Annotated in this window: 11 protein-coding genes; 6 read left to right on the plus strand and 5 right to left on the minus strand. The window is 62.0% G+C overall.

All coding sequences use genetic code 11. From position 1 onward, the window contains the following. Positions 1–199: 199 nt before the first annotated feature. The 5 genes from ptsP to ACWKWE_RS15225 all read left to right on the plus strand — a co-directional run bounded on the left by ptsP (position 200) and on the right by ACWKWE_RS15225 (position 8719). Positions 200–3076 (plus strand): phosphoenolpyruvate--protein phosphotransferase, encoded by a 2877-nt coding sequence (ptsP, locus tag ACWKWE_RS15205; RefSeq protein WP_483851015.1) that lies wholly within the window; start codon positions 200–202, stop codon positions 3074–3076. Beyond that, positions 3076–4044 (plus strand): 1-phosphofructokinase, encoded by a 969-nt coding sequence (gene pfkB, locus ACWKWE_RS15210; protein WP_483851016.1) that lies wholly within the window; start codon positions 3076–3078, stop codon positions 4042–4044. Before ptsP ends, pfkB begins: the two co-directional genes overlap by 1 nt. Next, positions 4044–5786: a PTS fructose-like transporter subunit IIB gene (locus tag ACWKWE_RS15215; RefSeq protein WP_166593726.1), complete on the plus strand. Its 1743-nt coding sequence runs from the start codon at positions 4044–4046 to the stop codon at positions 5784–5786. The genes pfkB and ACWKWE_RS15215 overlap by 1 nt, the downstream gene beginning before the upstream one ends. A 191-nt stretch (positions 5787–5977) precedes the next feature. Continuing rightward, positions 5978–7540 (plus strand): alkaline phosphatase D family protein, encoded by a 1563-nt coding sequence (locus ACWKWE_RS15220; protein ID WP_483851017.1) that lies wholly within the window; start codon positions 5978–5980, stop codon positions 7538–7540. Positions 7541–7777: 237 nt separating this feature from the next. After that, positions 7778–8719 carry an AEC family transporter gene (locus ACWKWE_RS15225; protein WP_483851018.1) on the plus strand — a complete coding sequence of 314 codons (942 nt, stop codon included), beginning with the start codon at positions 7778–7780 and terminating at the stop codon, positions 8717–8719. Between the two features lie 23 nt (positions 8720–8742). Here the strand turns inward: ACWKWE_RS15225 and ACWKWE_RS15230 are convergent, their stop codons facing one another. The 5 genes from ACWKWE_RS15230 to gatC all read right to left on the minus strand — a co-directional run bounded on the left by ACWKWE_RS15230 (position 8743) and on the right by gatC (position 13675). Further along, complete coding sequence (locus tag ACWKWE_RS15230) at positions 8743–9795, minus strand: calcium/sodium antiporter (protein WP_483851327.1); 1053 nt, start codon at positions 9793–9795, stop codon at positions 8743–8745. Between the two features lie 49 nt (positions 9796–9844). After that, positions 9845–10219 carry a septal ring lytic transglycosylase RlpA family protein gene (locus tag ACWKWE_RS15235; RefSeq protein ID WP_166593723.1) on the minus strand — a complete coding sequence of 125 codons (375 nt, stop codon included), beginning with the start codon at positions 10217–10219 and terminating at the stop codon, positions 9845–9847. A 244-nt stretch (positions 10220–10463) separates the two neighbouring features. After that, the gene (gene gatB / locus ACWKWE_RS15240) at positions 10464–11909 is read right to left on the minus strand and encodes an Asp-tRNA(Asn)/Glu-tRNA(Gln) amidotransferase subunit GatB (RefSeq protein WP_483851019.1); all 1446 of its coding nucleotides are present in this window, start codon (positions 11907–11909) and stop codon (positions 10464–10466) included. Between the two features lie 11 nt (positions 11910–11920). Further along, the gene (gene gatA, locus ACWKWE_RS15245) at positions 11921–13372 is read right to left on the minus strand and encodes an Asp-tRNA(Asn)/Glu-tRNA(Gln) amidotransferase subunit GatA (protein ID WP_483851020.1); all 1452 of its coding nucleotides are present in this window, start codon (positions 13370–13372) and stop codon (positions 11921–11923) included. Between the two features lie 15 nt (positions 13373–13387). After that, positions 13388–13675: an Asp-tRNA(Asn)/Glu-tRNA(Gln) amidotransferase subunit GatC gene (gatC, locus tag ACWKWE_RS15250; protein WP_404637184.1), complete on the minus strand. Its 288-nt coding sequence runs from the start codon at positions 13673–13675 to the stop codon at positions 13388–13390. Between the two features lie 208 nt (positions 13676–13883). Here gatC and mreB point away from each other — a divergent pair, with 208 nt between their 5' ends. Beyond that, the gene (mreB, locus tag ACWKWE_RS15255) at positions 13884–14921 is read left to right on the plus strand and encodes a rod shape-determining protein MreB (protein WP_020292894.1); all 1038 of its coding nucleotides are present in this window, start codon (positions 13884–13886) and stop codon (positions 14919–14921) included. The last annotated feature ends 110 nt before the right edge of the window (positions 14922–15031 follow it).

Raw genomic sequence — 15031 nt, forward strand, 5'->3', positions numbered from 1 at the left:
GATTACGTTTTCAGAATGCTTTCTGCGCCGGTCAGCAGGATGCGCTTCAATCTGCGCAAGATATCGAGTAACGTGCCCGGCAATCTAGATTAAACGATTCAGCAAGCGCATTTATTGCCGTAATCGTGCAAGAACGCTGGTCTGATGCCGTGTTATCCACGTGCCTCAGGCCCTAAAACAAGAATCACAGGAGAACGCGATGCTCGAACTGACCGTTGAGCAAATTTCCATGGGCCAAACGGCTATGGATAAACCTGCCGCGCTGCAATTGCTCGCTGATCTGCTCGTAGCTGACGGACTCGTCGCACCGGGTTATTTGCAAGGGCTGCAAGCCCGCGAGCAACAGGGTTCGACCTTTCTCGGCCAGGGCATCGCGATTCCCCACGGCACGCCGCAAACCCGCGATCAGGTGTACGCCACCGGTGTGCGTTTGATGCAGTTTCCGGAAGGTGTGGATTGGGGCGACGGGCAGATCGTCTATCTGGCCATCGGCATTGCCGCCAAGTCCGACGAACACTTGCGTCTCCTCCAACTCCTGACCCGTGCCCTCGGCGAGACCGATCTGGGCGAAGCGTTGCGTCAGGCCAAGAGTCCAGAGGCGCTGCTTAAACTACTGCAAGGCGCGCCGCAGGAACTGGCGCTGGATGCACAGATGATCAGCCTCGGTGCCTCAGTCGATGATTTCGAAGAGCTGGTCTGGCGTGGCGCGCGGTTGCTGCGTCGTGCCGAATGCGTGAACAACGGCTTTGCCGCCGTGCTGCAACAGGTCGAGCCGCTGCCGTTGGGCGACGGCCTCTGGTGGCTGCACAGCGAGCAGATGGTCAACAAACCGGGGCTGGCGTTTGTCACGCCGGACAAGCCCATGCGTCATCTGGGGCAACCGTTGAACGGCCTGTTCTGCCTCGCCAGCCTGGGTGAGTCCCATCAGGCGTTGCTCGAAAGGCTGTGCGCGCTGTTGATCGAAGGCCGTGGGCAAGAATTGGGTCAGGCCACCAGCAGCCGCGCGGTGCTGCAAGCCTTGGGCGGTGACGTGCCGCCTGACTGGCCGAGCGAGCGTGTTGCCCTTGCCAACGCTCATGGCCTGCATGCGCGCCCGGCGAAGATCCTCGCGCAACTGGCGAAAAATTTTGAAGGCGAGGTGCGCGTGCGCATTCTCGACAGCGCCGAAAATCCTGTGTCGGTCAAAAGTCTGAGCAAACTGCTGAGCCTCGGCGTGCGTCGGGGGCAGGTGCTGGAGTTCATTGCCGAGCCGGCCATTGCCAGCGATGCCTTGCCTGCTCTGATCGCTGCCGTCCGCGAAGGCTTGGGCGAGGAGATCGAGGCGCTGCCGACCGAGTCCGCGCCGAGCCCGATTGCGGCCGTGGTGGAAAAACACCTGAGCGCCCCCTCCGCCGGTTCACAGATCCAGGCCGTTCCCGCCGCCCCCGGCATCGCCACGGGGCCTGCCCATGTGCACGTGTTGCCGGTATTTGATTACCCGCTGCGCGGCGAGTCGTATCACGCCGAGCATGAGCGTCTGCACTCGGCGTTGGGCTTGGTCCGAAGCGACATCGAAGGGCTGATCCAACGCAGCACCGCCAAGGCCATTCGCGAGATTTTCATCACCCACCAGGAAATGCTCGACGACCCCGAACTGGTGGACGAGGTCGCCCTGCGTCTCAAAAGTGGTGAAAGCGCCGCTGCCGCCTGGACGCATGTGATCGACGCGGCGGCGCGCCAGCAGGAACAGCTCAAAGATGCGCTGCTCGCCGAACGTGCGGCGGACCTGCGCGATGTAGGTCGTCGCGTGCTGGCGCAACTGTGTGGCGTGCAGGATCTGGTTGAACCGCACGAACCCTACATTCTGGTGATGGATGAAGTCGGCCCGTCCGACGTGGCGCGGCTCGATCCCGCGCGCGTCGCCGGGATTCTCACGGCGCGCGGGGGAGCCACGGCCCACAGCGCCATCGTCGCTCGCGCATTGGGTATTCCGGCGCTGGTCGGTGCCGGGGAAGCGGTGTTGCTGATCAAATCCGGCACCGTTTTGCTGATCGACGGTCAGCGCGGACGCCTTGATGTGGCGCCGGACGAGGCAACTTTGCAGCGCGCCTTGCTTGACCGCGACACCCGCGAGACACGTCTGAAAGCCGCTGCCGCGTTGCGCATGGAGCCTGCAATCACCCAGGACGGCCACGCGGTCGAGGTGTTCGCCAACATTGGCGACAGCGCCGGTACGCCCGCTGCGGTAGAGCAGGGCGCCGAAGGCATCGGCCTGTTGCGCACCGAATTGCTGTTCATGGCCCACAGCTCCGCGCCGGACGAAGCCACTCAGGAAGCCGAATACCGTCGCGTGCTTGACGACCTCAAAGGCCGCCCATTGGTGGTTCGTACCCTCGACGTCGGTGGCGATAAACCCCTGCCGTACTGGCCAATCGACAAGGAAGAAAACCCATTCCTCGGCGTGCGCGGCATTCGTCTGACCTTGCAGCGTCCTGACGTGATGGAAGGCCAGCTTCGCGCCTTGCTGCGTGCCGCCGACAACCGTCCGTTGCGCATCATGTTCCCGATGGTCGGCACGGTTGAAGAGTGGCGTCAGGCGCGGGACATGACCGAGCGTCTGCGCCTGGAAATCCCGGTGGCCGACTTGCAACTGGGCATCATGATCGAAGTGCCGTCGGCAGCACTGCTGGCGCCGGTGCTGGCCAAAGAGGTGGACTTCTTCAGCGTCGGAACCAACGACCTGACGCAGTACACCCTGGCCATCGACCGTGGTCATCCGACCTTGTCGGGCCAAGCGGATGGTCTGCATCCCGCGGTACTGCAACTGATCGACATCACCGTTCGCGCCGCCCATGCCCATGGCAAATGGGTCGGCGTGTGCGGCGAGTTGGCAGCGGACCCGCTGGCAGTGCCGGTACTGGTCGGGCTGGGCGTCGATGAATTGAGTGTCGCGGCGCGCAGTGTGGGCGAAGTCAAAGCCTGCGTCCGTGAGTTGAATCTGACCGGTGCCCGGCAGTTGGCGCAACATGCGCTGGCCGTCGGCAGCGCCGCTGAAGTGCGTGGCCTCGTGGAGAGGCTGTGCGTGGAGAAGCTTTAATGGCGAAGATTTTGACATTGACCATGAACCCGGCGCTGGACCTGACCGTGCAGTTGGGTCCGTTGCAGGTGGGCCAGGTCAACCGCAGCGAAGGCATGCTCACCCATGCGGCGGGCAAGGGCCTCAATGTCGCACAGGTGCTGGCGGATATGGGGCACACACTGACCGTCGCGGGTTTTCTCGGCGTCGATAATCAATTGCCGTTCGAATCGCTGTTCGTCAAACGCGGTTTCGTCGATGAGTTCGTGCGTGTGCCGGGCGAGACCCGCAGCAACATCAAGCTCGCCGAAAGCAGCGGGCGCATCACTGACTTGAACGGGCCGGGACCTGAAGTCAGCGTCCAGGCGCAACAGGCGCTCGCGGCCCGCGTCGACCAGATCGCCAGCGACTTTGATGCCGTGATCGTGGCGGGCAGTCTGCCCCGTGGCGTCGATGCGCAGTGGCTGAAAGCCTTGCTGGTGATGCTCAAAAAAAAGGGTCTGAAGGTTGCTCTGGACACGAGCGGCGAAGCCTTGCGTGCAGGCCTTGAGGCGTCACCGTGGCTGATCAAGCCCAACACCGAAGAGCTGGCCGACGCGCTGGATGCACCGATCATTTCCATCGCCGCGCAAGCCGAGGCTGCCGAAGCCTTGCGGCAGCGCGGCATTGAGCATGTGGTGATTTCCCAAGGCTCGGAAGGTGTGCACTGGTTCAGCGCCGATGTGGCGTTGCAAGCGATGCCGCCGAAGGTCACGGTTGCCAGTACGGTCGGGGCGGGGGATTCGCTGTTGGCGGGCATGGTTCACGGTCTGTTGAGCGGCCACGCGCCCGAGCGGACGTTGCGCACGGCGACGGCGATTGCCGCGATGGCGGTGACCCAGATCGGGTTCGGTATCACGGACACCGTGCAACTCAAACGGCTGGAAGGCGGGGTCAACGTTCGCGCCATGGCGAATTACCTCGACAGAACAAGAAAAGAGGAAGAGTGATGAAGTTAGCCATTGTCACGGCCTGCCCGAACGGCAAGATCAGCAGCGTCCTCAGCGCCCGTCTGCTCGATGCAGCGGCGCAGCGTCAGGGCTGGACGACGTGTGTCGAAGTGCACGACCCGCGTCACCCTGAAAAACAGCTCACCGCTGATCAGATCCAAAGCGCCGACTGGGTGTTGGTCGTCAACACCGGCCCTCTGGATTTGAGCCGGTTTGCGGGCAAGCGTCTGCATCAGTCGACGCCCTCCCGAGCGTTGCAGGACATCGACGGTTTCATGCATTCAGCCCAGGAACTGGCGAAGGTGTATGTGCCCAGCGAGCGCGTCGAGTCTGTCGCCGCTGCCAGCTCGGGCAAAATCCCGACACTGGTGGCGGTGACCGCTTGCCCGACCGGCGTTGCCCACACCTTCATGGCCGCCGAGGCCATTCAGCAGGCGGCGAAAAAACTGGGCTACGACCTGCAAGTGGAAACCCAAGGCTCGGTCGGTGCGCGCAATCCGTTAAGCGCTCAGGCGATTGCCGAGGCCGACGTGGTGTTGCTGGCGGCCGATATCGAAGTGGCCACCGAGCGTTTCGCAGGCAAACGAATCTACCGCTGCGGCACCGGCATCGCGCTCAAGCAGTCCGAGGCGACGCTAAAAAAAGCCTTGGCTGAAGCCGAAATCGAGTCTTCTGCGTCGACCTCGAAAGCCCCTGCCAAAAAAGAGAAAACCGGTGTCTACAAACACCTGCTGACAGGCGTGTCGTTCATGCTGCCGATGGTGGTGGCGGGCGGTTTGCTGATCGCGCTGTCGTTCGTGTTCGGTATCACGGCGTTCAAGGAACAAGGCACGCTGGCCGCTGCGTTGATGCAGATCGGCGGTGATGCGGCGTTCAAGCTGATGGTGCCTCTGCTGGCGGGTTACATCGCCTATTCCATCGCGGATCGGCCGGGTCTGGCGCCGGGCATGATCGGCGGGCTGCTAGCCAGCACCTTGGGCGCGGGTTTCATCGGCGGCATCATCGCGGGCTTCATCGCCGGGTACACCGCTGCGGCGATCAATCGTTATGCAAGGCTGCCCGCCAGCGTCGAGGCGTTGAAGCCGATCCTGATCATTCCGCTGCTGGCCAGTCTGGTGACGGGGCTGGTGATGATCTACGTGGTCGGCAAGCCGGTGGCGGGCATGCTCGAAGGGCTGACGCACTTCCTCGACAGCATGGGCACCACCAACGCGATTCTGCTGGGCGTGTTGCTGGGCGCCATGATGTGCGTAGACCTCGGCGGGCCGATCAACAAGGCGTCTTATGCGTTTTCGGTGGGGCTGCTGGCATCCCAGAGCTACGCGCCGATGGCCGCAGCGATGGCCGCAGGCATGGTGCCGCCGATCGGCATGGGCATCGCCAGCCTCATCGCCCGTCACAAATTCGCCCAAAGCGAGCGCGAAGCGGGCAAGGCAGCGTTTGTGCTGGGGCTGTGCTTCATCTCCGAAGGCGCCATTCCCTTCGCCGCCAAAGACCCGCTGCGGGTGATCCCGGCGAGCATCGTCGGTGGCGCACTGACCGGGGCGTTGTCGATGTTTTTCGGCTGCAAACTCATGGCGCCCCATGGCGGGTTGTTCGTGCTGCTGATTCCGAATGCGATCAACCATGCGTTGCTGTACCTGCTGGCGATTGTGGTCGGCAGCGTAGTGACGGGCGTGTTGTATGCCGTGTTGAAACGGCCCGAAGTGGTGGAACTGGATGCGGTGCCTGCTGGCGCTTGATTCACAAGCGCTGAATACCATTGTAGGAGTGAGCTTGCTCGCGATAGCCGCCTGCCTATGCCACATGTGGTGACCGGCAGCCAGCAATCGCGAGCAAGCTCACTCCTACAGGTTCTGTGTCATCTGTAATATTCACCCAACATTCGGTTGTTAGGTTCCTGTCTTTGGCATTCGCTGGAGAGGGATGAAACATGACTCAGTTCGACCTGACACGCCGACGCATCATTCAAGCCGCTGGCGCCGGATTGCTCTTGCCGGGCTTGGCCCCGGCGGTCATTGCCTCGGTCAAGGATCGCCCGAAGATGACTGACGGCGTGCAGTCTGGCGATCTGATGGGTGATCGCGCGATGGTCTGGAGCCGCAGCGACCGCCCTTCGCGCATGGTCGTGGAGTGGGACACCCGCAGCATGTTCGCTAATCCGCGTCGCGCCGTCTCACTGCTGGCTGATCAGCGCACCGACTTCACCGCCCGTGTCGAACTGACCGGCCTGCCCACCGATCAAGCCATTTTCTACCGCGTGTTCTTCGAAGACGCGCAAACCGGTGTCGCCAGCGAGCCGTGGTTCGGTCACCTGCGGAGCATGCCGCAGACCCGCCGTGACATCCGTTTCGTCTGGAGCGGCGACACCGTGGGGCAGGGTTTCGGCATCAATCCGGACATCGGCGGCATGCGCATCTACGAAGCGATGCGCCTGCGTCTACCAGACTTCTTCATCCACAGCGGCGATACCATTTATGCCGACGGCCCGGTGCCCGCCGAGGTGGTCACGGAAGGCGGGCGCATCTGGCGCAACCTCACCACCGAAGCCAAGAGCAAGGTCGCCGAGACCCTTGACGAATACCGCGGCGCCTATCGCTACAACTTGATGGACGAGAACCTGCGCCGCTTCAACGCCGAAGTGCCGCAAATCTGGCAGTGGGACGACCACGAAGTCACCAACAACTGGTCGCCAAGCAAACAGCTCGACGAGCGCTATAAAGTCAAAGACATTCAATTGCTGGCTTCACGCGGACGTCAGGCGTTTCTGGAATACGCGCCGATGCGTTTGCAGAGTGCCGACAATGGCGGGCGAGTGTATCGCAAGCTCAGTTACGGGCCGATGCTCGACGTGTTCGTCCTCGACATGCGCAGCTACCGCGACGGCAACGACGCCAACCTGGCCGACAAACCGGGGTCGACCACGGCATTTTTGGGGCGCCAGCAATTGGACTGGCTCAAGCGCGAATTGCAGGCGTCGAACGCGCAGTGGAAGGTGATCGCGGCGGACATGCCCATCGGTCTCGGTGTGCCGGACGGCGAGGTCAGCCCAGGCGTCATGCGCTGGGAGGCGATTGCCAACACTGACAACGGCGCGCCGAAAGGGCGTGAGCTGGAGGTCGCCGAACTGCTGGGGTTCCTGCGTCAGCAGAAGGTCCGCAATACGGTGTGGCTGACCGCCGACGTGCATTACTGCGCGGCCCATCACTATCACCCGGATCAGGCCGTGTTTCAGGACTTCGACCCGTTTTGGGAATTCGTCGCCGGACCCCTGAATGCCGGGAGTTTCGGGCCGAACACGCTGGACAAAACCTTCGGCCCCGAGCTGGTGTTTCAGAAAGCCCCGCCTGCGCAGAACACCTCGCCCTTCGCCGGGTTTCAGTTTTTCGGCGAAGTGAACATCGACGGGCAGAGCGGCGAGATGACCGTGACGCTGCGGGATCTGGACGGGGTGTCGGTGTTTGAGAAAAAATTGCAGCCATCAGTTCTCGTCTAGCCATCTTTCCTGTAGGAGTGAGCTTGTTCGCGATGGCTCAGTGTCAGCCACTACATAAGGCACAGACAGACTGCTATCGCGAGCAAGCTCACTCCTACAGGTCCGTGGCGCATATGAGTTTTTCGTAAAGCCAAGCAGAAATTGGCAGTTGTACGACCTCTACGCATTTCCCGGTAACACTTAGCTCGCCACTCGCCTATCATTAGCCACCTAACGACATCTCAGGGTTTGGTGTGCATGCTGGCAATTTTTTGGGAAACCCTGAACATCACCGCACCGGTCTTCGCCATGCTGTTTCTCGGCGTGTTGCTCAAGCGGATCGACTGGATCAACGACGGCTTCATTCACACTGCGTCTTCGCTGGTGTTCAACTGCACCATGCCCGCGTTGCTGTTCCTCGGCATTATCCACGCGGACCTGCACGCGGCGCTGCAACCGGGCGTCTTGATCTACTTCATCGTCGCCACGCTGGTGGGTTTCGCGCTGGTCTGGGGCTGGGCGATCTATCGCGTACCCTTCATCGAGCGCGGCATTTACGTGCAAGGGGCGTTTCGCGGTAACAACGGTGTGATCGGCCTCGCGCTGGCCGCCAGCATGTACGGCGATTACGGCATCTCATTGGGCGCGATCCTCGCCGCGCTGGTCATCCTTTTCTACAACACGCTCTCGACCGTAGTGCTGGCGGTCTACAGCCCGGTGATCAAATCCGACCCGTGGAGCATCTGCAAAAGCGTTTTCGCCAACCCGCTGATCATCAGCATCATTGCCGCGACCCCCTTCGCGTACTTCGGCATCAGCTTGCCGAAATGGCTCGACACCTCCGGCAGCTACCTGGCGCAGATGACCTTGCCGCTGGCGTTGATGTGCATCGGGGGGACTTTGTCGCTGAAATCGTTGCGCGAGAGCGGCGGCCTGGCGGTCAGCGCGGGCCTGATGAAAATGGTGTGGTTGCCACTGATCTGCACCGCTGGCGCATGGCTGCTGGGCTTTCGTCACGCAGAACTGGGGATTCTGTTTCTTTACTTCGGCGCGCCCACGGCCTCCGTCAGCTTCGTCATGGCACGCGCGGCTGAGGGCAATCATGAGCTGGCGGCGTCGATCATCGTCATGACCACCTTGGCAGCAGCGGTGACGACCAACCTCGGGATCTTCATTTTGCAGTGGGGCGGATGGATCTGACCGCAGACGTGCAGGCGTTTCCCTCAGTGTTGTCGACGCCATGCGCGAACCGTGCTGAACAATACCGCCATGCCCAACACCGGCAACGCGTAATGAATCATCAGCCGTTCGAGCCGATCCGCCAGCGGCATACCGGTGGTGAACGACACGATGTGCAGCCCGTACACCGCGTAAAGCACCAACAGCAATAGGCCTTCCAGCCGGGTGATGCGATAACCGGAGTAGAACAGCGGCAGGCACAGGACCGCGACGCCGAGCATCACGGGCAGGTCGAAGTCCAGTGCGTTCGGTGAGATCGACAACGGCGTCGAGGCGATCAGCGAGGTGATCCCCAGCACGCCCAGCAGGTTGAACAGGTTGCTGCCAATGATGTTGCCCACCGCGATGTCACGTTCGCCACGCAGCGCTGCGATCAGTGAAGTCATCAAGGCGGGGAGGGACGTGGCGACGGCGATCACGGTCAGGCCGATCACCCGTTCCGACAATCCCAGGTCCTGGGCGACAACGACGGCCGCGCCCACCAGCAAATGACTGCCAAAGATCATCAAGGCCAACCCGCAGGACATCACCGCCAGGCGGCCAAGGATCGGCCAGACTTTGCGTTTTGGTGTTTCGTCAGTGGGGTTGAAATGCCGGGCGCCGTGGGCGAACTGGCGCACGACCACGACCAGATAACCGGCCATGGCGATCAACAGCACTACGCCATCCAGCCCGCTCAACACCCCATTCCACGCCAGCCCGGCAACCAACGCCGTGGCGCCGATCATCAGCGGCAGGTCCACGCGCACCAACTGCCGCGCCACCCGCAACGGGATGATCAACGCTGACAGGCCGAGGGTCACCAGAATGTTGAAGATATTGCTGCCGATGACGCTGCCCACCGCGATGTCGGTGCTGTCAGTCAGCGCAGCTTGCAAGCCTACGGCCATTTGCGGCGCGCTGCTGCCGAGGGCGACGACGGTGAGGCCGAGAAACAGCGGCCGGGTTTTTAGCAAGGCAGCCAGGGCCACCGCCGCGCGCACCGACAGTTCGGCGCCGACGATCATCATCAGCAGGCCACCGATCAGTTCGATCAGCGTGGGCAGTGGCAGGGTCGAGAGCGCGAGAATTCAGGGCACCACTGAGTCAGTCGTCGAGGGCTTGCACCCGCACTTGGGCGGTTCCGCTGCGCAGCATACCCAATTGTTCAGCGGCAGCGCGCGATACGTCGATCAATCGGCCACGGGTATGCGGCCCGCGATCGTTGATGCGGACGATGACCTTGCGGTCGTTGTCGAGGTTGGTGACTTGCACGCGGGTGCCGAACGGCAGTTGGCGGTGCGCGGCGGTCAGGGAATTCTGGTCGAAGCGTTCACCGCTGGCGGTGCGCTTGCCTTGGTGGCGCGAGCCGTAATACGAGGCTCCGCCGGTGGCGTTATAGCCGTGGGGATCGATGACGCCTTCGCTGGCACAACCGGCCAGCAGGGAGAGCAGCGCGCAAGCGCTGAGGAGCCGCCACATGGTTCGCAATCCTTCAGTCCTGATCGTCCCCACGCTTTGCGTGGAAATGCAGCTCGTGACGCTCCGCGTCACAGAAATGGACGCAAAGCGTCCTGAAATGTGCTCCCACGCAAAGCGTGAGAACACTCAAACGTCATCGCGAGCAAGCTCACTCCTACAAGGGCAACGTATTCCATTGTAGGAGTGAGCTTGCTCGCGATTTGGCCGGCCCTGATGTCGAAAGTTCCGGATCAGCGCCTTTGCATCAACCTTCCAGCTTGCGTTTGAGCAGCTCGTTGACCTGACCCGGGTTGGCCTTGCCTTTCGACGCTTTCATGGCCTGGCCGACGAAGAAGCCGAACATCTTGCCGCGTTTGGCTTCATCGGCCGCGCGGTACTGTTCGACCTGCTCGGCGTTGGCGGCCAGCATGTCATCGAGAATCGACTCGATGGCGCCGCTGTCGGTCACTTGCTTCAGACCGCGCTTCTCGATGATCTCGTCGGCGCTGCCTTCACCATTGGCCATCGCCTCGAAGACCATCTTGGCGATCTTGCCCGAGATGGTGTTGTCGGTGATGCGCTGCAGCATGCCGCCCAGTTGCTCGGCGCTGACCGGCGATTCGTCGATCTCCACGCCTTGCTTGTTGAGCAGCGAACCCAGCTCGACCATGACCCAGTTGGCGGCCAGCTTGGCGTCGCCAGCAATGCTCACCACTTTCTCGAAGTAGTCCGCCTGCTCGCGGCTGGAGGCCAGCACGCTGGCGTCGTACAGCGACAGGCCGAACTGCGACTGGAAGCGCTCGCGTTTTTGCGGCGGCAGCTCCGGCAGGGTGGCGCGGGTCTGTTCGAGGAACGAATCCTCGATGATCACCGGCAGCAGGTCAGGGTCCGGGAAGTAACGGTAGTCGTTGGCTTCTTCCTTGCTGCGCATGGCGCGGGTTTCGTTGGTGTTCGGGTCGTACAGGCGGGTTTGCTGAATGACCTTGCCGCCGTCTTCGATCAGGTCGATCTGGCGCTGGATCTCGCTGTTGATCGCCTTCTCGATGAAGCGGAACGAGTTGACGTTCTTGATCTCGCAGCGGGTGCCGAACTCGACCTGGCCGACCGGACGAATCGACACGTTGCAGTCGCAACGCAGCGAGCCTTCGGCCATGTTGCCGTCGCAGATGCCCAGGTAGCGGACCAGCGCGTGCATCGCCTTGACGTAGGCCACCGCTTCCTTGGCCGAACGCATGTCCGGTTCGGAAACGATTTCCAGCAGCGGGGTGCCGGCGCGGTTCAGGTCGATGCCGGTCATGCCGCTGAAGTCTTCGTGCAGGCTCTTGCCGGCGTCTTCTTCAAGGTGGGCACGGGTCACGCCGATGCGCTTGATGGTGCCGTCTTCCAGAGTGATGTCCAGGTGGCCCTTGCCGACGATCGGCAGCTCCATCTGGCTGATCTGGTAGCCCTTGGGCAGGTCCGGGTAGAAGTAGTTCTTGCGGGCGAACACGTTGTGCTGGCCGATCTCGGCGTCGATGGCCAGGCCGAACTTGACCGCCATCTGCACGGCTTCCTTGTTCAGCACCGGCAGCGTGCCGGGCATGCCCAGGTCGACGAGGCTGGCCTGAGTGTTGGGCTCGGAGCCGAACGTGGTGGCGCTACCGGAGAAAATCTTCGATTGGGTGGTGAGCTGGGTGTGAATCTCCAGCCCGATGACGACTTCCCATTGCATGCGTTTTCTCCTTAGAAGCCTTCAGGCGAGCGAGTGTGCCAGTCGGTAACCAATTGGTACTGGTGAGCGACGTTGAGCAGGCGGCCTTCCTGGAAGTACGGCGCGAGCAGTTGCACGCCCACCGGCAAGCCGTCGGCGAAACCGGCTGGCATCGACAGGCCCGGCAGGCCCGCGAGGTTGGCGGTGATGGTGTAGAAGTCTTCCAGGTACTCGGCGATCGGGTCGGCGTTCTTGGCGCCGATCTTCCAGGCCGGGTTCGGCGTGGTCGGGCCCAGAATGACGTCGACGTCCTTGAACGCGTTCATGAAGTCGTTCTTGATCAGGCGACGGATCTTCTGCGCTTGCAGGTAGTAGGCGTCGTAGTAACCGGCGGACAGCGCGTAGGCGCCGACCATGATGCGGCGCTGCACTTCAGGGCCGAAGCCTTCACCACGGGAGCGCTTGTACAGGTCGGTGAGGTCTTTCGGGTCTTCGCAGCGATAGCCGAAGCGCACGCCGTCGAAGCGCGACAGGTTGGAGGAGGCTTCTGCCGGTGCGATCACATAATAAGCAGGGATCGCGTGTTGCAGGTTCGGCAGGCTGACTTCCTTGACCACGGCGCCGAGCTTTTTCAGCTCTTCGACGCTGGCCATGACCAGATCGGCGATGCGTGGGTCCAGACCCGCGCTGAAGTACTCCTTCGGCACGCCAATGCGCAGGCCCTGCAGCGAGCCATTGAGGCTGGCACTGTAGTCCGGGACCGGCTCGTCGATGCTGGTGGAGTCATTGATGTCGAAACCGGCCATGCCTTGCAGCAGCAGGGCGCAGTCTTCGGCGGTGCGCGCCATGGGGCCGGCCTGATCCAGGCTCGACGCGTAGGCGATCATGCCCCAGCGCGAGACGCGACCGTAGGTCGGTTTCAGGCCGGTGAGGTTGGTCAATGCAGCCGGTTGGCGAATCGAGCCGCCGGTGTCGGTGCCGGTCGCGGCGGGCAACAGACGAGCGGCCACCGCAGCGGCCGAACCGCCGGACGAGCCGCCCGGTACGTGCTCAAGGTTCCACGGGTTCTTCACCGCGCCGTAGTGGCTGGACTCGTTGGCCGAACCCATGGCGAATTCGTCCATGTTGGTCTTGCCCAGGGTCACGGTGCCGGCAGCGGCCAGCTTGGCGACGATGGTGGCGTCGTACGGGGCCTTGAAGTTGTCGAGCATCTTGGAGGCGCAGCTGGTGCGGATGCCCTTGGTGCAGAACAGGTCCTTGTGCGCCAGCGGGGCGCCCAGCAGCGCGCCGGTTTCGCCAGCGGCGCGACGGGCGTCGGCGGCCTGGGCCTGAGTGATGGCCAGGTCTTCGGTGACCGAGATGAAGCTATTGAGCTGCGGGTCCAACTGGGCGATGCGCGCCAGCAGGGAGCGGGTCAATTCTTCGGAAGAAAACTTTTTGTCGGCCAGACCGCGAGCGATCTCTGCCAGAGTCATTTGATGCATTGCAGGCTCATTCCCTTAGTCGATGACTTTCGGAACCAGATAAAGGCCGTCTTCGACCGCTGGTGCGATGGCTTGATAGGAATCGCGATGATTGGTCTCGCTGACCACGTCTTCACGCAGGCGTTGCGAGGCTTCAAGCGGATGCGCGAGGGGTTCGATACCGGTGGTGTCGACCGCCTGCATCTGGTCGACCAGCCCGAGAATGCTGTTCAGTGCTTCGGTAGTACGCGGGATATCGGCGTCATTGAGACCCAGTCGGGCCAGATGAGCGATTTTTTCCACGTCGGAGCGATCAAGCGCCATGGGGGTTCTCCAGTGGAATGCGTACGGACTTGACCGTACGTCAGATTGCGGAACACTACGCGATTAAGACGGTCAAAGGGCCGCGATCGTCGAGGGTAGTGCTCGGAAAAACAGCCAATTTAGCATATTGGCTCCTTGCCCAAAATCCCTGTCGTTGTTAGAGTTTGCCGCACTTTTTTACCCACGCGTTCCCTAGGGTCCCTTTCCCATGTTCAAGAAACTGCGTGGCATGTTTTCCAGCGATCTTTCCATTGACCTGGGCACTGCCAACACCCTTATTTACGTGCGTGAGCGCGGTATTGTCCTGAACGAGCCATCGGTTGTGGCCATTCGGACCCACGGAAATCAGAAGAGCGTCGTTGCTGTCGGGATGGAAGCCAAGCGTATGCTGGGCCGTACCCCGGGTAACATCGCTGCCATTCGTCCGATGAAAGACGGCGTGATCGCCGATTTCAGCGTGTGCGAAAAGATGCTCCAGTATTTCATCAACAAGGTTCACGAAAACAGCTTCCTGCAGCCTAGCCCTCGTGTGCTGATCTGCGTTCCGTGCAAATCCACCCAGGTTGAGCGTCGCGCCATTCGCGAGTCGGCCCTGGGCGCCGGTGCACGTGAAGTGTTCCTGATCGAAGAGCCAATGGCCGCTGCCATCGGTGCCGGCCTGCCGGTCGAAGAAGCCCGTGGCTCGATGGTCGTCGACATCGGTGGTGGTACCACTGAAATCGCCCTGATCTCGCTCAACGGTGTGGTTTACGCCGAATCCGTACGTGTGGGCGGCGACCGTTTCGACGAAGCGATCATCACTTACGTGCGCCGTAACTACGGCAGCCTGATCGGTGAATCCACCGCAGAGCGCATCAAACAGGAAATCGGTACCGCCTACCCAGGTGGCGAAGTGCGTGAAGTCGACGTACGCGGCCGTAACCTGGCGGAAGGTGTCCCACGTGCCTTCACCCTGAACTCCAACGAAGTGCTGGAAGCGTTGCAGGAATCCCTGGCAACCATCGTTCAGGCCGTGAAAAGCGCGCTGGAGCAATCCCCTCCGGAACTGGCATCGGACATCGCCGAGCGTGGTCTGGTGCTGACCGGTGGTGGCGCCTTGCTGCGTGACCTGGACAAGCTGCTGGCCCAGGAAACCGGTCTGCCGGTGATCGTCGCCGAAGACCCGCTGACCTGCGTCGCTCGTGGCGGTGGTCGTGCGCTGGAAATGATGGACAAGCACACCATGGACCTGCTCTCCAGCGAATAACTCGCCGGATGGCTCCATGCTGTCGAACGGGTGGCGCTTCCGGCGCTGCCCGTTTGTGCCTGACCTGTTGACGTCTTCTCTTGACGCTGCAAGGCTGGCACACCTTCTTT

The sequence above is a fragment of the Pseudomonas salicis genome (assembly GCF_057128705.1).